Origin of the sequence: Pseudomonas spartinae (assembly GCF_965197125.1) — a bacterium.
Taxonomy (GTDB): Bacteria; Pseudomonadota; Gammaproteobacteria; order Pseudomonadales; family Pseudomonadaceae; genus Aquipseudomonas; species Aquipseudomonas composti_A.
Map to the genome: position 1 here is coordinate 33,079 of NZ_CBDAMB010000016.1, position 18,327 is coordinate 51,405.

Genomic DNA, 18,327 nt, shown 5'->3' on the forward strand with positions numbered 1-18,327 from the left:
ATGAGCCAATTCGCAATCAACATGTTGTTCGTGGGGGCGTCCTTCGCGCTCTACATCGGCATCGCCATCTGGGCGCGTGCCGGCTCCACCAAGGAGTTCTACGTCGCCGGCGGTGGTGTGCATCCGGTCACCAACGGCATGGCGACGGCCGCTGACTGGATGTCCGCAGCCTCCTTCATTTCCATGGCGGGCCTGATCGCCGCCGGCGGTTATGCCAACTCCACCTTCCTTATGGGCTGGACCGGCGGTTATGTGCTGCTGGCGATGTTGCTGGCGCCTTACCTGCGCAAGTTCGGCAAGTTCACCGTGCCGGATTTCATCGGTGATCGCTTCTACAGTCGTGGCGCACGCCTGACTGCGGTGATCTGCCTGGTGATCATCTCCGTGACCTACGTGATCGGTCAGATGGCCGGTGCCGGTGTCGCCTTCTCGCGCTTCCTCGAAGTGAGCAACTCCACCGGTATCTGGATCGCCGCGGCCGTGGTCTTCGCCTACGCCGTATTCGGCGGCATGAAGGGCATCACCTACACCCAGGTCGCTCAGTACGTGGTACTGATCATCGCCTACACCATCCCGGCCATCTTCATCTCCCTGCAGCTGACCGGTAACCCGATTCCGCCGCTGGGCCTGTTCGGTGACCATGTCGAGTCCGGCTTGCCGCTGCTGCAGAAACTCGATGCCGTGGTGCGTGATCTGGGCTTCGCGGCCTACACCGCGGATGTCGACAACAAGCTGAACATGGTGCTGTTCACCATGTCGCTGATGATCGGTACTGCCGGTCTGCCGCACGTGATCATTCGCTTCTTCACCGTACCGCGCGTGGCCGATGCCCGCTGGTCCGCTGGTTGGACGCTGATCTTCATCGCCCTGCTGTACCTCACCGCTCCAGCCGTGGCCTCGATGGCGCGCCTGAACCTGATGACCACCATCTACCCGGAAGGTACTTCGGCACCGGCGCTGTCCTATGAAGAGCGTCCGGAGTGGGTCAAGACCTGGGAAACCACCGGTCTGATCAAGTGGGAAGACAAGAACGGCGACGGCCGCATCCAGATGTACAACGATGCCGCACCGGCCTTCACCGCGACCGCTCAGGAGCGTGGCTGGAACGGTAACGAGCTGACCGTCAACAACGACATCCTGGTTCTCGCCAACCCGGAAATCGCCAACCTGCCTGGCTGGGTCGTGGGTCTGATCGCGGCCGGTGCCATCGCGGCAGCGCTGTCGACGGCGGCGGGATTGTTGCTGGCGATCTCTTCGGCCATCAGTCATGACCTGATCAAGACCTTGATCAATCCGAAGATCAGCGAGAAGAACGAGATGAGGGCGGCGCGAATATCGATGGCCTGCGCGATTCTGCTGGCGACCTATCTGGGCTTGAATCCACCAGGGTTCGCCGCGCAGGTGGTGGCGTTGGCCTTCGGTATCGCGGCAGCGTCGCTGTTCCCGGTGCTGATGATGGGGATCTTCTCCAAGCGGATGAACGACAAGGGCGCGATCTGCGGCATGATCGCCGGTCTGGCCATCACCCTGGTGTACATCTTCACCTACCTGGGCTGGTTCTTCATTCCGGGCACCAACATGCTGGCCAACACCCCGGACCAGTGGTTCATGGGTATTTCCCCGGCTTCCTTCGGTTCCGTCGGTGCGCTGATCAACTTCGCCGTGGCCTACGCCGTGTCGATGGTCACCGCCGAACCGCCGCAGGAAATCCAGGACCTGGTGGAAAGCGTGCGTACCCCCAAAGGTGCTGGTGCCGCTCTGAGCCACTGAGCATAATCCTGGCCTGACACCATCAGTCGATGGTCCAGGGTCTGACAGACGGGCCTCCACTGGAGGCCCGTCTTTTTTCGGGAACCGCCTTATGTTGTGGACTTTGCTTGCCATCGTGGTATCGGGGCTCGGCGCTGCCGGTATCGCTCTGCTGCTGCGCAAACTGACGCGTAACAAGCTGCCGAGGTGGATCGTGCCACTGTTCGGTGGCCTGGGGATGCTGGGGTATCAGGTGTTCTACGAGTACTCCTGGTTCGAGCATCAGCTGGCGCGTCAGCCCCAGGAGTCGGTCGTGGTCGCGACCGAAGCGGGTCATGTGTTCTGGCGCCCGTGGAGCTACTTCGTGCCGATGGTCACCGCCTTCACCGTGCTCGACAGCAAGAGCGTCGTGCGTAAGCAGGTGGCGGATGCACAAGTGGCCGAATTCATGCTCTACCGTTTCGAGAAGCAGCACGTCGACCACGTTTCGCATCAGGCGCATCTGCTCAACTGCACCACCGCCGAGTTGCTGCCGCTGGACGACAAGCAGCAGCCGCAGGTGGCTCAGCTCAAACGCATCGACAAGGATGACGCGCTGTACCGTCAGGTCTGTCGCTGACCGGCAGCCCTCACGCTGAGTGCTGGAACAATGGTGCGCCTGGCGCACCATTGCTGGTCCGGGCGCTTTTTGGGCGCCTCATAGACGCAGATCAATACCCACCCCCGCCACCTGCATAGAATCGCCAGCCCCTGATTTTTCGAGCGTGCGGTCATGCCCCGTTTTCCCGAACTGCTGTCGCCGGCCGGCACCCTGAAGAACATGCGCTACGCCTTCGCCTACGGCGCCGATGCGGTGTATGCCGGGCAGCCGCGTTACAGCCTGCGCGTGCGCAACAACGAGTTCGACCATGCCAACCTGGCCCTCGGTATCGGCGAGGCCCACGCGCAGGGCAAGCAGTTCTATGTGGTGGTCAACATCGCCCCGCACAACGCCAAGCTGAAGACCTTTCTCAAGGACCTGGCGCCGGTGATCGAGATGGCCCCGGACGCGCTGATCATGTCCGATCCGGGGCTGATCATGCTGGTGCGCGAACATTTCCCTGACATGCCGATTCACCTGTCGGTGCAGGCCAATGCGGTGAACTGGGCCAGTGTCGAGTTCTGGCGGCGCCAGGGGCTGACGCGGGTGATCCTGTCGCGCGAGCTGTCGTTGGAGGAGATCGAGGAAATTTGTACCCAGGTGCCGGACATGGAGCTGGAGGTGTTCGTCCACGGTGCGCTGTGCATGGCCTATTCCGGTCGCTGTCTGCTGTCGGGCTACATCAATCGCCGCGACCCGAACCAGGGCACCTGTACCAATGCCTGTCGCTGGCAGTACCAGGCGACACCGGCTGCCGAGAACGAACTGGGCCAGATCGTGCGCCTGGTCGATCCGACTCTCGGTCAGGGCGCGCCGACGACTCAGGCATTCGTCCTCGAAGAGGCGGGGCGTCCGGGTGAGGAAATGGCGGCCTTCGAGGACGAGCACGGCACCTACATCATGAACTCCAAGGACCTGCGTGCGGTGCAGCATGTCGAGCGCCTGGTGCGCATGGGCGTGCACTCGCTGAAGATCGAGGGGCGCACCAAGAGTCATTTCTACGTGGCGCGCACCGCGCAGGTCTATCGCCGCGCCATCGATGACGCGCTGGCAGGCAAACCCTTCGATGCGAGCCTGCTGGGCAGCCTCGAATCACTGGCTCACCGTGGCTACACCGAGGGTTTTCTGCGCCGCCATGTGCATGACGAATACCAGAACTACGAGCGCGGCAGCTCGCTTGCGGAGCGCCAGCAGTTCGTCGGTGAGCTGACCGGCGAGCGCCGTGGCGAGCTGGTCGAGGTGCGGGTGAAGAATCGCTTCGCCGTTGGCGACGGCCTGGAGCTGATGACCCCGCAAGGCAACCTGCGCTTCACCCTGGCGCAACTGCAGAACGCCCGGGGCCAGGCGCAACAGGTGGCGCCGGGTGACGGCCACGTCCTGTATCTGCCGCTGCCGGCGGATGTGTCGCCGGAATACGGTCTGCTGATGCGCGATCTGTAGGCTTCGGTAGGGTGGATGACGCTTCACTCATCCACCAGGGGCGTCTGCTCACATGGCGTGCTGGCGGCGGCGCCGGCTGGCCAGCTGACGCTCCAGCTCGCCGAGGCTGTCGATGCCCTGGCGGCGCGCCTTGCTCATCAGCATCAGCGTCAGTTCGGCGGTGACCAGGGCATCGGCGCTGGCATGATGGCGCTGGTGCACCTGCAGGCCGAATTCGGCGATCCACTCATCCAGCCCGCCCCGCCGCACGCGTGCCTGCGGGCAGAGCAGCGGGGCGATTTCGGCGACGTCGAAGAAGCTGTGCTGCAGGCGATAACCCAGGCTCTGCTTGAGGGCGCGGGCCAGCATGCGCTGGTCGAAGCCGGCATGGAAGGCCAGCAGCGGGCTGCTGCCGACGAACTCCATGAAATCCAGCAAGGCCTCGGCCGGATCGACGCCACGCGCCACTGCGCTGGGGGCTATGCCGTGAATCAGGGTGCTGGCGCTGGCCTGGTGATCGGCACGGCACAGGGTGCATTCGAACTGTTCGGCGAAGTCGATGGCGCCGTTGTCGATCACCACCGCGCCGATGGCCAGCACCTGATCGCGGCGCATGTTCAGGCCGGTGGTTTCCAGGTCGAGGACGACGAAGCGCTGCTGATGCAACGGGCGCTCGTCGAACGCTGCTGGCGCGCTCAGCGCCTGGCGGCGTTGCAACTGCTGCTGGGTCAGAGCCGGGCCGCGGCCGCTGAACCAGGTGAACTTGCTCATAGCTGATACCTCATGGCCAGGCTGCTCTGCAGGCGCTGCGCCTGGCGGAACGACTCGCGCAGAATGCGCCGGTCCAGGTGGTTGAGGTGGTCGGGATCGACCCGATTGGAGTAGGGCAGCTCATCGCGCGCCTGCAATTGATGTTGCTGCATGCGCGTCTGCTGAATGAAATGGTAGGCCTCTTCGTAGGCGGCGCCATCCAGCGCATCGATCACGCCTTTGCCGATCAGTGCGCGCAGGCGTTCGAGGGTGCCGACGGCGCGGACGCCATTGGCCAGTGCCAGCAGGCGCGCGCCATCGACGAAAGGCGTCAGGCCTTGCACCTTGAGGTCGAGGGTGTCCTTGTCGGCGCCGGAGCGCGCCACCACGAAATCGCGGAAACGCCCGACCGGTGGTCGCTGACGCAAGGCGTTCTCGGCCAGCATCTTCTGGAACAGGCTGTTGCTGGCAACCCGGCCAAGCAGCTCTTCGCGCAGTTGCTCGCAGCCTTCGTGAGGGCCCCAGATGGTGCGCAGGTCGAAGTAGATCGACGAGCCCAGCAGGTTCTCTGGGGTCGCCTCGAGCACGAAACCGGCGAAGCGCCGCGACCATTCCTGACGCGACAGGCACAGCTCGGGGTTGCCGGCCATGATGTTGCCCTTGCACAGGGTGAAGCCGCACTGCGCCAGGCGCTGGTTGATCTCGCGGGCAATTGGCAGCAGGCGCTCGCGGATGGCGGCGGCTTCGCTGGCGTTCGCGGCCTCGAAGAGGATGCCGTTGTCCTGGTCGGTGTGCAGGGTCTGCTCGCGGCGGCCTTCGCTGCCGAAGCACAGCCAGGTGAAGGGGATGCCCGGATCGCCCAGTTGCTCGAGCGTCAGCTCGATCACCCGGGATACCGTGTGGTCGTTGAGCAGGGTGACGATATGGGTGATCTGCGTCGAGCTGGCGCCGTGGGCGAGCATGCGATCGACCAGCAGGCGGATGTCGCTGCGCAGCCCGGCCAGGGTCTCGACCTTGCCGGCGTGGCGAATGGTACGCGCCAGGTGCACCAGGTCGACGCGCTGCAGGCTGAACAGGTCGCGCTCGGAAATCACCCCGCAGAGCTTCTCGTTCTGCACCAGGCAGACGTGGGCGATATGCCGCTCGGTCATGGCGATGGCGGCGTCGAAGGCGCTGGCATCCGGTGGCAGATGGAAGGGGTTGCGCGTCATCAGGTTGTCGATCGGCTGGGTCAGGTCGATACCATCGGCCACCACCCGGCGCAGGTCGCGCAAGGTGAAGATGCCCAGCGGTTTGTCGGCCGCATCGAGTACCGCGATGCTGCCCACATGCTGTTCGTGCATCAGCCGCACGGCGTCGCGCACTGGCGTGTCCGGTGCACAGCCAACGGGTTGGCGCATGGCCAGTTCGCCCAGGCGGGTGTCCAGCGAGTATTGCGCGCCGAGGGTTTCCACCGCGCGCAGCTGCACCTGCTGGTTGACCTGATCGAGCAGGCTGCTGACCCCGCGCAGGGCGAAGTCGCGCAGCGGGTTGGAGACGGCGAACAGCTTGACGAAGGCGAGCTTGCTCAGCAGCAGGCAGAAGGTGTCTTCGGCGGCCAGGTGTTCGGTGCGCGTGGCGCGCTCGCCGATCAGCGCGGCCAGGGGGAAGCACTCGCCGGCGGTGATCTCGAAGGTGGTCTCGGTGCCGCGCCTCGCGCTGTGCGGGCGTTCGCCGTGTACGCGGCCCTGTTTGACGATATAGAAATGCTCGACCGGGCCATCGCTGGGCTTGATGATCGAGTCGCCCTCGGCATAGAAACGCAGCTGACAGTGCTCGACCAGAAACGCCAGGTGAGCGGTGTCCATCTGGTTGAAAGGCGGGAACTTCTGCAGGAACTCCATGGTGCCGTGGATGTTCTGAAGCACCGCAGTCTTGCCCGCGTCGGCCATCGCGTCGGCCTTGCTCATGGGCTTGCGCCTCGCAGTTTCGGGATATTGTCAGTGTGTCTGTGGCTGGCCGCGTTGCCCATTGCACCTAAGTAGGGTGCATGGAGCGGACATTTGACGAAATTTTGACCTGTACCCAGGCAGACTGCTCCGGCCCTCCTATTTCGTAAAGAGCAAGGCATATCCATGCAGTCATCCGTACCAGCCGCCCGCAAGGCGGCGCAGGTCAGTGTTGCTAGTCACCTGGCTTTCATCCTCGGCAGCGCACTGTGCATGCTGCTGCTGTTCGCCCTGGCCCGCCTGGGGCTGCTGGCCTACAACCACGCGCTGATCGCCAACACGCCAGCCAGTACCTTCGTCGAGGCCTTCTGCAACGGCGCGCGCTTCGACCTGCGTCTGATCGTCTACCTGTGCATTCCTCTGACGCTGTCATTGCTCAGCGTCACGGCGATGCGCGCGCGGCGCCTGCATGTGGCCTGGCTGACGGTCGCCACCAGTCTCTGCCTGTTCTTCGCCGTGGCCGAGCTGAACTTCTATCGCGAATTCCACCAGCGCCTGAACAGCCTGGTGTTCCAGTACATGCAGGAAGACCTGGGCACGGTGTCGAGCATGATCTGGAATGGTTTTCCGGTGCTGCGCCTGCTGCTGGCCTGGGCATTGGCCACGGCGCTGCTGGCCTGGCTGTTCCGCCGCATTGAGCGCGCCACGCGGGCCAAGGGCAATGCGCAGGCACCGCACTGGCCGGCACGTACCGCGGTGTTCGTGGTGGTGCTGCTGGTCAGCGTGGTGGCGGCGCGTGGCACCTTGCGCTCCGGCCCGCCGCTGCGCTGGGGCGATGCCTATACCACCGAGTCGATGTTCGCCAACCACCTCGGTCTCAATGGCACCCTGACCCTGGTAAGCGCCGCCAGCTACTTCTTCTCCGACCAGGGCGACAACCGCTGGAAGGCAACGCTGCCGGATGCCGAGGCGCTGCAGGCGACGCGCACGCTGCTGCTGACGCCGAGTGATCGCCTGATCGACGCCGACCAGGCGGCGATCCGCCGTATCACCACGCCACCGGCCGCCGGGCGTCTGCCGCAGGTGCGCAACGTGGTGGTGATCCTCATGGAGAGCATGGCCGGCCGCTACATCGGCGCGATGGGCAATGCCGACGGCATCACCCCCAACTTCGACGCCCTGGCCAAGCAGGGCCTGCTGTTCCAGCACGTCTTCTCCAACGGCACCCATACCCACCAGGGCATGTTCGCCACCATGGCCTGCTTCCCCAACCTGCCAGGGTTCGAGTACCTGATGCGCATGCCCGAGGGCGGCCACCAGTTCTCCGGGCTGCCGCAGCAACTCAGCGCCCGTGGCTACGATGACGTCTACGTCTACAACGGCAGTTTCGCCTGGGACAACCAGTCAGGCTTCTTCGCCAACCAGGGCATGCGCAACTTCGTCGGTCGTGAGGACTTCGTCGATCCGGTGTTCATCGACCCGACCTGGGGCGTGTCCGATCAGGACATGTTCGACCGCGCGGCCACCGAGCTGGCCAGCCTGGACAAGCAGGGCAAGCCCTTCTATGCGCTGCTGCAGACCCTGTCCAACCACACGCCCTATGCGCTGCCGGAGAACCTGCCGGTGGAGCGCGTCACCGGCCACGGCTCGCTGGACGAGCACCTGACCGCCATGCGCTACGCCGACTGGGCGCTCGGCCAGTTCTTCGCCAAGGCGCGCCAGGAGCCCTACTTCAAGGACACCCTGTTCGTGATTCTGGGTGATCATGGCTTCGGCAACGACGAGCAGATCACCGAGATGGACCTGTCGCGCTTCAGCATTCCGCTGCTGATGATTGGCCCCGGCGTGCAGGAAACCTTCGGCAACAGCCGCGATATCGTCGGCAGCCAGATCGACGTGGTGCCGACCATCATGGGTCGTCTGGGCGAGCCGACCCAGCAGCAATGCTGGGGCCGTGACCTGCTCAGCCTGCCGCAAGACGATGCCGGTGTGGCGGTGATCAAACCGTCGGGCAGCGATCCGACCGTGGCCCTGGTCAGTGGCGAGCACATCCTGGTCAAGCCGCGTGATCGCGACGCGCATCTGTACCGTTACTGGCTGGGGCGCGATGCCGGCGGCGAGATGATCGATGACGCGCAACTGCGCAGCGAGCTGGAGCACAAGCTCTCGGCATTCGAGCAGACCGCCACTGACAGCCTGATCAACAACACCACGGGCGCGCATGCGCGGCAGGCCGCGGGCAGCCACTGAGGGCAGGCGCCGGGCATAAAAAAACCGCCTCGATGAGGCGGTTTTTTCATTGGCGAGTTACAGGCCGTTCTTGGCTTTGAACTCGCGGCGGCGGCGGTGCAGCACCGGCTCGGTGTAGCCGTTGGGCTGCTTGCTGCCTTCGACCACCAGCTCCAGCGCGGCCTGGAAGGCGACGTTGCTGTCGAAGTCCGGGGCCATCGGGCGGTACAGCGCATCGCCGGCGTTCTGACGATCCACCACCGGCGCCATGCGCTTGAGGCTTTCGACCACCTGCGCTTCGCTGACGATGCCGTGGCGCAGCCAGTTGGCCAGCAGCTGGCTGGAGATGCGCAGGGTGGCGCGGTCTTCCATCAGGCCGACATCGTTGATGTCCGGCACCTTGGAGCAGCCGACGCCCTGGTCGATCCAGCGCACCACATAGCCGAGGATGCCTTGCGAGTTGTTGTCCAGCTCGTTGCGGATTTCCTCTTCGCTCCAGTTAGTATCCTTGGCTAGCGGAATGGTCAGGATATCGTCCACCGAAGCCGGGGTGCGCTTGGCCAGTTCGGCCTGACGGGCGAACACGTCGACCTTGTGGTAGTGCAGGGCGTGCAGGGTGGCGGCGGTCGGCGACGGGACCCAGGCGGTGTTGGCGCCGGACAGCGGGTGGGCGATCTTCTGCTCGAGCATGGCGGCCATCAGGTCGGGCATGGCCCACATGCCCTTGCCGATCTGCGCGCGGCCCTGCAGGCCGGTAGCCAGGCCGACGTCGACGTTGTTGTTCTCGTAGGCGCCGATCCAGGCTTCGCTCTTCATGGCGGCCTTGCGCACCACGGCGCCGGCTTCCATGGAGGTGTGGATCTCGTCACCGGTGCGGTCGAGGAAGCCGGTGTTGATGAACACCACGCGCTCGCTGGCGGCCTTGATGCACGCCTTGAGGTTGACGGTGGTGCGGCGCTCTTCGTCCATGATGCCGACTTTCAGGGTGTTGCGGGCCAGGCCCAGCACATCCTCGACGCGGGCGAAGATTTCGCTGGTGAAGGCGACTTCTTCCGGGCCGTGCATCTTCGGCTTGACGATGTAGACGCTGCCGGTGCGGGTGTTCTTGCGGCTGGTGTTGCCGTTAAGGTTGTGCACCGCGATCAGGCTGGTGAACAGCGCGTCCTGGATACCCTCGGGAATCTCGTTGCCTTCGGCGTCGAGGATGGCCGGGTTGGTCATCAGGTGGCCGACGTTACGGATGAACAGCAGGCTGCGGCCGTGTAGGGTCAGCTCGGAGCCGTCCGGGCGGGTGTAGACGCGATCCGGGTTCATGGTGCGGGTGAAGGTCTGGCCGCCCTTGGACACTTGCTCGGCCAGATCGCCTTTCATCAGGCCCAACCAGTTCTTGTAGACCACGACCTTGTCGTCGGCATCGACGGCGGCGACGGAGTCTTCGCAGTCCATGATGGTGGTCAGCGCGGCTTCCATCAGCACGTCCTTCACGCCAGCGGCGTCGGTGCTGCCGATGGGGCTGGAGGCGTCGATCTGAATCTCGAAGTGCAGGCCGTTGTGCTTGAGCAGCACGGCGATCGGCGCGTTGGCCTCGCCCTGGAAGCCGACCAGTTGCGCGTCGTCAAGCAGGCCGCTGTTGCTGCCACCCTTGAGGGCGATGACCAGGCGGCCGTCGACGATGGCATAGCCGGTAGAGTCGACGTGCGAGCCGGCAGCCAGCGGCGCGGCTTCGTCGAGGAAGGCGCGGGCGAAGGCGATGACCTTGTCGCCACGTACCTTGTTGTAGCCCTTGCCCTTCTCGGCGCCACCCTCTTCGCTGATCACGTCGGTGCCGTACAGCGCGTCGTACAGCGAGCCCCAGCGGGCGTTGGAAGCGTTCAGAGCGAAGCGCGCGTTCATCACCGGCACCACCAGCTGCGGGCCGGCCAGGCGGGCGATCTCTTCGTCCACGTTGGCGGTGGTGGCCTGGAAGTCCTGTGGCTCCGGCAGCAGATAACCGATCTCCTGCAGGAAGGCTTTGTAGGCAGCCGCGTCATGAGCCTGACCCTTGCGCGCCTGGTGCCAGGCATCGATCTGCGCCTGCAGCTCGTCGCGCTTGGCCAGCAGGGCACGGTTCTTCGGTGCCAGGTCCTTGATGACCGCAGCGGCACCGGCCCAGAACTTGTCGGCAGCGAGGCCGGTACCGGGAATGGCTTCGTTGTTCACGAAGTCGTACAGGGCTTTGGCGACCTGCAGGCCGCCGACTTGAACGCGTTCAGTCATCACTTGCCTCACTCTCTCTGAGCTCTACTCAATAGCCGCTTTGGGACGGGTTTTCCGTCTTGTAGTCCAAAGCGCGGCATACTACATCAAGATCCTGGGGAAATGCAGCGGGGTTGCGTCAGTCTGCGACCAAAAGACTATTTGCGGTCACATAAAGCACGCTGTGTGTTCAAAAAAGTTCGCTATTGTTCCATAAAATACGTAAAAACGTACACGATTAATTGATTTGGCTGCTGACAAACGCCGCGATATGGCCTACGCCGCCTCGCCTATACTGCCTTTCAGCCATCCTGGAGCCTGTCATGACGGTATCCGCTGTTGTTGCTGCCGACCTCGCTGATCTCACTCGTCTGTTCGCCGGCTATCTGCGTTTCTATCAGGTGCCGAGGGAGGAGGCGGACATTGCCACCTTCCTCGAGCAACGCCTGCAACGCGGGGATTCGCAGCTGTTCATCGCCCGAGACGAGCAGGGCGCCGCCCAGGGGTTCGTACAGCTCTATCCGTTTCAGTCGTCGTTGGCGCTGGAACCGGCCTGGCTGCTCAGTGATCTGTATGTCGACGAAAACGCGCGCCGCTCAGGCATTGGCGAGGCGTTGATGAATGCCGCTCGCGCGCATGCCGAGGCGGCCGGCGCCTGCGGTCTGCAGCTGGAAACGGCGAAAACCAACCTGGCCGGCCAGAGCCTTTATGAACGACTTGGTTACGTGCGTGACGAACAGTTCTTCACCTATTGGTTGTCGCTACGCGGCTGACCTTTTCGAACCCTGTGAACGAGTGAGGTAGTACATGGATCATCTGGTACTGACGGTGATTGCCGAGGACCAAGCCGGCCTGGTCGAGCGTCTGGCCGGCTGTGTCGCGAATCATGGCGGCAACTGGCTGGAGAGTCGCATGGCGCGCATGGCCGGGCAGTTCGCCGGGATCGTGCGAGTGGATGTGCCGGCCGAGGCCCATGGCGGCCTGATCAAGGAACTCGAAGCCCTCAGCGCGCAGGGCATTCGTGTACAGCTGGCGGCCAGTGGCAGTGAGCCGGGTGGGCGCTTCACCGCGATTCGCCTGGAGCTGGTGGGTAATGATCGGCCGGGCATCGTTCGCGACATCACCCGTGTGCTGGCAGAGCAGGGCGTCAATCTGGAGAGCCTGCTCACCGAGGTGTCACCAGCGCCGATGAGCGGCGAGTTGCTGTTCACCGCCGAAGCGCTGCTGGCCGTGCCGGAGACCTTGGCCCTGGAGCAGCTGCAGGCGCGTCTGGAAACCCTGGCCGATGATCTGATGGTGGAGCTGAATCTGCGCGCCGAGGACTGATATCCACCGTATGCGTGGATCAGCCTGTGAGTAAGCTGGGAGCCCCGGCGCACTGCCTAGTGCCCCGGGGCTTTTCCATATCTGAGCAAAAAATCAGCGGGATCAAGGGCTTGTGCACAAATGCCGGGGATGGATCTGTGGATAAGCCGGGGGTGACGGGTGCTGCCTCAGGGCTGACGCGGCCTGGGCATGGTTGAGCATTTTCTGCTCAGCGCCTTCTTTACGCCGGTGCGCATGGCGCACCAGCCGTTTACAGCGTCGAGCGTTTGCGCAGATTCAGCCAGATATCCAGGCTGTATACAAAAAGCCCGGCCCAGATGCAGGCGAAGGCCAGCAGGGTGCTGGGCGAGAAATGTTCATCGAACAACAGGACGGCCTGCAGCAGCACCAGGGTCGGTGCCAGGTACTGCAGAAAACCCAGCGTGGTGTAGGGCAGATGCCGCGCCGCGGCGTTGAAGCACACCAGCGGAACCAGGGTGATCGGCCCGGCTGCCGCCAACCACAGTGCTTCGCTGCTGGTCCAGAAGCTCGCCTGGCTGCTCATCGCCGTCGGGTGCAGGGCCAGCCAGACCAATGCCACCGGCACCAGCAGCCAGGTCTCCACCACCAGCCCGGGCAGCGCAGCCACGGGCGCCTGTTTGCGGATCAAGCCGTAGAAGCCGAAGCTCAGCGCCAGCACCAGCGACACCCAGGGCAGGCTGCCGGCCTGCCACAGTTGCTGCAGCACACCCAGCGCAGCCAGGCCAACGGCCACCCACTGCAAGCGACGCAGGCGCTCACCAAGGATCAGCAGCCCGAGCAATACGTTGATCAACGGGTTGATGTAGTAGCCCAGGCTGGCTTCGAGCATGCGGTCGTTGTTTACCGCCCAGACGTATACCAGCCAGTTGGTTGCGATCAGCAGGCCGCAGCCGGCCAGTACTGCCAGGCGTTTGGGGTTTTCGCACAGTTCGCGCCACCAGCCTGGGTGCTTCCAGACGAGCAAAAGCAGGCCGCCGAACAGGGCCGACCAGAGCACGCGATGCACGATGATTTCCATCGCTGGCACGCTCTGCAGGGCTTTGAAGTAGAGCGGGAACAGGCCCCAGATGATGTAGGCGGTAAGGCCCAGAACGTACCCGCGTTGCGGGTTGGCGGTAGCCATCGAGAATCCTTGGTTAGGCAGGTGGCGAACCGTTGAAAAACGTAGGCGAGGCAGCCGGCGCAACACCGATGGCGGCCCTGCAAGAACAGGCGAGAAACGACCGGGGGGCGCGTTCGACTTTAGGCGTTGTAAGTGAGCATTCTGATCGGACTCGCGCAGGAGCCTGTTTTTAACGCAGCAATGACAACGCAGGTGGTTTTTCAACAGCTTGCTAACGGTTGTCGCGAAATTCTAGCGCTCTGGTCCCAGGCTTGTCTGTTCGTTCAGTTTTTTTGTATACCGAAGCGCTGGCGAAGTCGTAAGGAAAACTTTACGAGGTATGCGCAACTGTATCGGTTGGCGGGGTTGATGCAGTCGGCGAGTAGCCCGGATCTAATCCGGGGGCCTGGAACGGAAAGCATCGCGGCTGAAGCCGCTCCTACCGGGCAGGTGAATACCTGCAGGAGCGGCTGGGCGGCACTGCGCTTCAGCCGCGTAAGCTTCAAGCCCCAATGATCGCGCGCAGTCGCGTAGCCCGGATGCAATCCGGGAGCTGCGGTGTCGGCTTCACTCGCACGCCCCTCAGAACAGGCGCAGCGGCTCTTCATCCAGCGCAGCAAGTTGTTCGCGTAGAGCAAGAATCTGGTCGCCCCAGTAGCGCTCGCCGGCAAACCAGGGGAAGGCCAGGGGGAACGCCGGATCGTCCCAGCGCCGTGCAATCCAGGCGCTGTGGTGCATCAGGCGCAGGGCGCGCAGGCCTTCGATCAACGGCAGCTCGCGGGCGGCGAAGTCATGGAATTCCTGATAGCCATCGACCAGCTCGGCCAGCTGGCCGAGGCGTTCATGGCGTTCGCCGGCGAGCATCATCCACAGGTCCTGTACGGCCGGCCCCATGCGGCAGTCATCGAGATCGACCATGTGGAAGGCGTCGTCGCGGTGCAACAGGTTGCCGGGGTGACAATCGCCATGCAGGCGAATCGGCTGGTAGCGCACGCGCGCGAACAACTCGTCGAGGCGTTTGAGCAGGTCGCGTGCTACCGACTCGTAGGCTGGCAGCAGGCTGCGCGGTACGAAGCCGCCGTCGAGCAGGGAGGCCAGGGCCGCATGCCCGAAGTTGGCCACCGCCAGGGTCTCGCGGTGCAGGAAGGGGCGGCTGGCGCCGATGGCGTGCATGCGCCCGAGCAACTGGCCAAGGCGGTACAGCTGGTCGAGGTTGCCCGGCTCCGGCGCACGGCCGCCCCGGCGCGGGAACAGGGCAAAGCGGAAGCCACCGTGCTCGAACAGCGTCTCGCCATCGCGTACCAGCGGCGCCACCACCGGGACTTCATGCTCGGCCAGTTCGGCGCTGAAGCTGTGTTCCTCGCGGATCGCCGCATCGCTCCAGCGATCCGGTCGGTAGAACTTGGCGATCAGCGGCGTTTCGCCCTCGATCCCCACCTGATAGACGCGGTTCTCGTAGCTGTTGAGGGCCAATACGCGGGCGTCGCTGAGATAGCCGAGGCTCTCCACGGCATCGAGCACCAGATCCGGAGTGAGGGTGGAAAAAGGATGGCTCATGAACAGCTCCGCGAGAGGGGGCGCTCAGTCTACCGACTTGTGCGAGGCCTAGGGCGGGCGTAACCCGGGTTGCCGTGCACACACGCTATAGCTGAGTGCCGAGCAATACCTGGCTGGCGGCGAACTGCGCACGCACCGGGTCGCCCGTTTGCAGGTTCAGCTGAGTCAGTCGTGCGGGCTCGATATGCGCGCACAGGGTCTGGCCACCGGGCAGGCCGATGCGTACGTCGCTGGGGCCGTCGCTGGCCGGCAGAATCTGTTCGATGCGGCCTTCGAGAGCGTTATGTTTTTCAGGGAGGGCAGCCTGCAGTGGCTGCAGCTCCAGCCAGCCAGCCTTGATCAGGGCGACCACGCTGCTGCCTTCGCTCAGTTGCAGGTTCTCGGTGCTGTCATGGGTGATCTGCGCCTGCAGGTGGCCGCCGCCCGGCAGTTCGATATCGATCAGGTCGTTGTGTCCGTGGGCGTGAATCGCGCGCACGCGGCCGGTCAGTTGGTTTCGCGCGCTGGTACGCAGCATCAGGCGACCAAGCAGTTGCAGGTCGGCATCGTCTCCGGCGGCCTGCAGCAGCTGCACCTGTAGCGCCTGCAGGCGTTGCTGCAAGGCCAGCAGGCGCTCACCGGCCTCGGTCAGGCGTGCACCGCCGCCGCCCTTGCCGCCGACGCTGCGGCTGACCAGGGGCTGCTCCGACAGATTATTCAACTCGTCGATGGCGTCCCAGGCGGCCTTGTAGCTCAGCCCTGCTGCCTTGGCGGCGCGGGTGATGGAGCCTTGTTCGGCGATCTGCTCGAGCAGGGCCAGGCGTTTCGGACGGCGGCTGAGCAATTGGGCGAGGGGATCGAGCTGCGACATGATTCAGGCATGGCCAGGAAGGATGCCGGGCAAGGTGCGCGACTGCGCCTGGCGCGTCAAGTCAGCCATCGCCCGGCCGTGGCGTGCGGGCCAGGCAATAGACGTCGACGCGCAGCGCGCCGGCACGACGCAGCAGGTGGGCGAGTACGCCTGCCGTGGCGCCGGTGGTGAGCACATCGTCGACCAACGCCAGGTGGGCGCCGCTGACCCTGGCTTGCAGTTCAAGGCTGAAGGCCTGGCGCAGGTTGCGTTTGCGCGTTGCCGCATCCAGGCCCTGCTGCGCTGGCGTATCGACGCGGCGCAGCAGCCAGTCAGGTTGCACCGGCAGATCGAGGCTGGCGCCGAGCCAGTCGGCGAGCATCTGCGCCTGATTGAAACCGCGCCGCCGCTGGCGCTTGCGAGCCAGCGGCACCGGCAGCAGCGCCTGGGGTCGGGGTAGTCCTTCATCGAACGCGTGGCGCAGATGTTCGGCCAGCAGCTCGGCGAGCAGACGCCCCTGTGGCCATTGCGCCTGGTGCTTGAAGCGGGTGATCAGGTTGTCCACGGGGAAGGCATAGCGCCAGGGCGCTTCCACGCGGCTGAAGCTCGGCGGCTTGTGCTGGCAGGCGCCGCAGATCATGCCCGCTGCCGGCAATGGCACGGCGCAGACCTGGCAATGTGCACCGAGCCACGGCAGTTCGGCCTCGCAGGCGGTGCAGATCGCGTGTGTGGGGTGGTCCGTCGGATCGTCGCAAAGCTGGCAACGGCGGTGCGTTCGCAGCCACGGCAGGCGTTGCAGAAAGGAGAGGTCGAACGGCGGCATGCTGGCTCGTCCATGAGCGGTGGTGCCTGAAGCTTAGCAGGCAGAATCTGCCGCGGGCCTCTAGTCGGTCTCAGCGGATCAGCCAGCCCATGACGATCAGACCGAAGAACAGCCAGATCACCCCGCCGATGATCGAGCCGCGCAGCAGCGATCGAGCGCCACTGAACAGAAACAGCAGACCGATGATCAGCAGGATGATGCTGAAGATCGAAACGTCCATGCCGATGGCCCTGGCCAGGCCATGGAGAAAGTCATCAATGGCGTCCGCCATGGCGCCCAGCACGCCGGACAGCAAATCGACGATGAAACGGATGGCACGGCCCAGCGCTTCGCCGAGTCCTTCGAAAAAACCTTCTACCTGCATGCAGAACATCCTGTTGGAGGGGTAAGCATTTGGCCTTATGCCATGACATAAGTTCTATTGGATGATTTATGATCAGATGTAAACCTGTGTCTTTGTTGTGGTTGACAGCATCCAATCGCCACTTATGATGGCCAAAGCCTGAATGCCCCCTGTGGGCCTGACAACAGATGCCGCCAAGCGTCGAAGGACTTCTCAGATGAGCGCAACCGCTGAAATCACCACCCGCCACGACTGGAGCCTCGCCGAGGTTCGCGCGCTGTTCGAGCAGCCTTTCAACGACCTGCTGTTCCAGGCGCAGAGCGTCCATCGCCAGCATTTCGACCCGAACCGCGTACAGGTCTCGACCCTGCTGTCGATCAAGACCGGCGCCTGCCCCGAAGACTGCAAGTACTGCCCGCAGTCCGGCCACTACAACACCGGCCTGGACAAGGAAAAGCTGATGGAGGTGCAGAAGGTGCTGGAGGCGGCCGCTGACGCCAAGGCCATCGGTTCCACGCGCTTCTGCATGGGCGCGGCCTGGAAGCACCCGTCCGCCAAGGACATGCCCTACGTGCTGGAAATGGTCAAAGGCGTGAAAAAACTCGGCCTGGAAACCTGCATGACCCTCGGTCGCCTCGACCAGGAGCAGACCCAGGCACTGGCCGACGCAGGCCTGGACTACTACAACCACAACCTCGATACCTCGCCGGAGTTCTACGGCAACATCATCACCACCCGTACCTACGGCGAGCGCCTGCAGACCCTGGCCTACGTGCGTGAGGCGGGGATGAAGATCTGCTCCGGCGGCATCCTCGGCATGGGCGAGTCGGTGGACGACCGCGCCGGCCTGCTGATTCAGCTGGCCAATCTGCCGGAGCATCCGGAGAGCGTACCGATCAACATGCTGGTCAAGGTCAAGGGCACGCCGCTGGCCGAGGAGAAGGACGTCGATCCGTTCGATTTCATCCGCACCCTGGCCGTGGCGCGGATCATGATGCCGAAATCCCACGTGCGCCTGTCCGCTGGCCGCGAGGCGATGAACGAGCAGATGCAGGCCCTGGCGTTCATGGCTGGCGCCAACTCGATCTTCTACGGCGAGAAGCTGCTGACCACCGCCAACCCGCAGGCGGACAAGGACATGGCCCTGTTCAAACGCCTCGGTATCAAGCCGCAAGAGCGCGAAGAGCATGCAGACGAGGTGCACCAGGCCGCCATCGAGCAGGCGCTGGTCGAGCAGCGTGATTCCAAGCTGTTCTACAACGCCGCTTCGGCCTGATCTTTCCCTGGTGGATGGCTGAAGCGTTATCCACCCTACGCCGCCGAGGCCGTGCGTAGGGTGGCTAACCCGCTTGCGGTTATCCAACGTTCTCCGGTGC

General features: G+C 64.1%; 16 protein-coding genes. 8 read left to right on the forward strand and 8 right to left on the reverse strand.

The genetic code is table 11. The features are described 5' to 3' along the window. The 3 genes from ACN8M7_RS23870 (at position 1) to trhP (ending at position 3,829) form a co-directional block, all read left to right on the forward strand. A complete protein-coding gene (locus ACN8M7_RS23870) occupies positions 1–1,770 on the forward strand; it encodes a sodium:solute symporter family protein (protein ID WP_061242765.1) in 1,770 nt (589 codons plus the stop codon). 91 nt (positions 1,771–1,861) lie between these two features. After that, the gene (locus ACN8M7_RS23875; protein ID WP_490262374.1) at positions 1,862–2,368 is read left to right on the forward strand and encodes a hypothetical protein; all 507 of its coding nucleotides are present in this window, start codon (positions 1,862–1,864) and stop codon (positions 2,366–2,368) included. 153 nt (positions 2,369–2,521) lie between these two features. Continuing rightward, a complete protein-coding gene (trhP, locus tag ACN8M7_RS23880; protein ID WP_490262375.1) occupies positions 2,522–3,829 on the forward strand; it encodes a prephenate-dependent tRNA uridine(34) hydroxylase TrhP in 1,308 nt (435 codons plus the stop codon). A gap of 48 nt (positions 3,830–3,877) precedes the next feature. On the opposite strand, the gene ACN8M7_RS23885 is transcribed toward trhP, so the two are convergent. Both ACN8M7_RS23885 and ACN8M7_RS23890 read right to left on the reverse strand, forming a co-directional pair. After that, positions 3,878–4,579, reverse strand: a complete 702-nt coding sequence (locus ACN8M7_RS23885) for a 3'-5' exonuclease (protein ID WP_490262376.1) — start codon at positions 4,577–4,579, stop codon at positions 3,878–3,880. Then, positions 4,576–6,507 carry a putative nucleotidyltransferase substrate binding domain-containing protein gene (locus tag ACN8M7_RS23890; RefSeq protein ID WP_061242756.1) on the reverse strand — a complete coding sequence of 644 codons (1,932 nt, stop codon included), beginning with the start codon at positions 6,505–6,507 and terminating at the stop codon, positions 4,576–4,578. The genes ACN8M7_RS23885 and ACN8M7_RS23890 overlap by 4 nt, the downstream gene beginning before the upstream one ends. Positions 6,508–6,672: 165 nt before the next feature. On the opposite strand from ACN8M7_RS23890, the gene ACN8M7_RS23895 reads away from it, so the two are divergent. Continuing rightward, on the forward strand, positions 6,673–8,736 hold the full coding sequence (locus ACN8M7_RS23895; RefSeq protein ID WP_490262377.1) for an LTA synthase family protein: 2,064 nt from the start codon (positions 6,673–6,675) through the stop codon (positions 8,734–8,736). 57 nt (positions 8,737–8,793) lie between these two features. On the opposite strand, the gene ACN8M7_RS23900 is transcribed toward ACN8M7_RS23895, so the two are convergent. Next, the gene (locus ACN8M7_RS23900; protein WP_490262378.1) at positions 8,794–10,971 is read right to left on the reverse strand and encodes a malate synthase G; all 2,178 of its coding nucleotides are present in this window, start codon (positions 10,969–10,971) and stop codon (positions 8,794–8,796) included. Positions 10,972–11,273: 302 nt separating this feature from the next. On the opposite strand from ACN8M7_RS23900, the gene ACN8M7_RS23905 reads away from it, so the two are divergent. Next, positions 11,274–11,723, forward strand: coding sequence for a GNAT family N-acetyltransferase (locus ACN8M7_RS23905; RefSeq protein ID WP_490262379.1), 450 nt, complete (start codon positions 11,274–11,276; stop codon positions 11,721–11,723). Positions 11,724–11,757: 34 nt separating this feature from the next. Continuing rightward, on the forward strand, positions 11,758–12,276 hold the full coding sequence (locus ACN8M7_RS23910) for a glycine cleavage system transcriptional repressor (RefSeq protein ID WP_061242747.1): 519 nt from the start codon (positions 11,758–11,760) through the stop codon (positions 12,274–12,276). Between the two features lie 250 nt (positions 12,277–12,526). Here ACN8M7_RS23910 and rarD read toward each other — a convergent pair whose 3' ends face one another. Further along, a complete protein-coding gene (rarD, locus tag ACN8M7_RS23915) occupies positions 12,527–13,420 on the reverse strand; it encodes an EamA family transporter RarD (RefSeq protein WP_490262380.1) in 894 nt (297 codons plus the stop codon). Between the two features lie 132 nt (positions 13,421–13,552). Here rarD and ACN8M7_RS23920 point away from each other — a divergent pair, with 132 nt between their 5' ends. Then, complete coding sequence (locus tag ACN8M7_RS23920; RefSeq protein WP_490262381.1) at positions 13,553–13,915, forward strand: hypothetical protein; 363 nt, start codon at positions 13,553–13,555, stop codon at positions 13,913–13,915. A 66-nt stretch (positions 13,916–13,981) separates the two neighbouring features. Here ACN8M7_RS23920 and ACN8M7_RS23925 read toward each other — a convergent pair whose 3' ends face one another. The 4 genes from ACN8M7_RS23925 to ACN8M7_RS23940 form a co-directional block, all read right to left on the reverse strand. Next, complete coding sequence (locus tag ACN8M7_RS23925; RefSeq protein WP_490262382.1) at positions 13,982–14,956, reverse strand: serine/threonine protein kinase; 975 nt, start codon at positions 14,954–14,956, stop codon at positions 13,982–13,984. A gap of 85 nt (positions 14,957–15,041) precedes the next feature. Then, entirely contained in the window at positions 15,042–15,806 is a 765-nt protein-coding gene (locus tag ACN8M7_RS23930; protein WP_490262383.1) for a TOBE domain-containing protein, read from the reverse strand. 61 nt (positions 15,807–15,867) lie between these two features. Further along, positions 15,868–16,608, reverse strand: a complete 741-nt coding sequence (locus ACN8M7_RS23935) for a ComFC family protein (RefSeq protein WP_490262384.1) — start codon at positions 16,606–16,608, stop codon at positions 15,868–15,870. Between the two features lie 70 nt (positions 16,609–16,678). Beyond that, positions 16,679–16,972 carry a hypothetical protein gene (locus ACN8M7_RS23940; protein WP_490262385.1) on the reverse strand — a complete coding sequence of 98 codons (294 nt, stop codon included), beginning with the start codon at positions 16,970–16,972 and terminating at the stop codon, positions 16,679–16,681. Positions 16,973–17,168: 196 nt separating this feature from the next. On the opposite strand from ACN8M7_RS23940, the gene bioB reads away from it, so the two are divergent. Continuing rightward, positions 17,169–18,227, forward strand: a complete 1,059-nt coding sequence (gene bioB, locus ACN8M7_RS23945) for a biotin synthase BioB (protein WP_490262386.1) — start codon at positions 17,169–17,171, stop codon at positions 18,225–18,227. Positions 18,228–18,327: the final 100 nt, after the last annotated feature.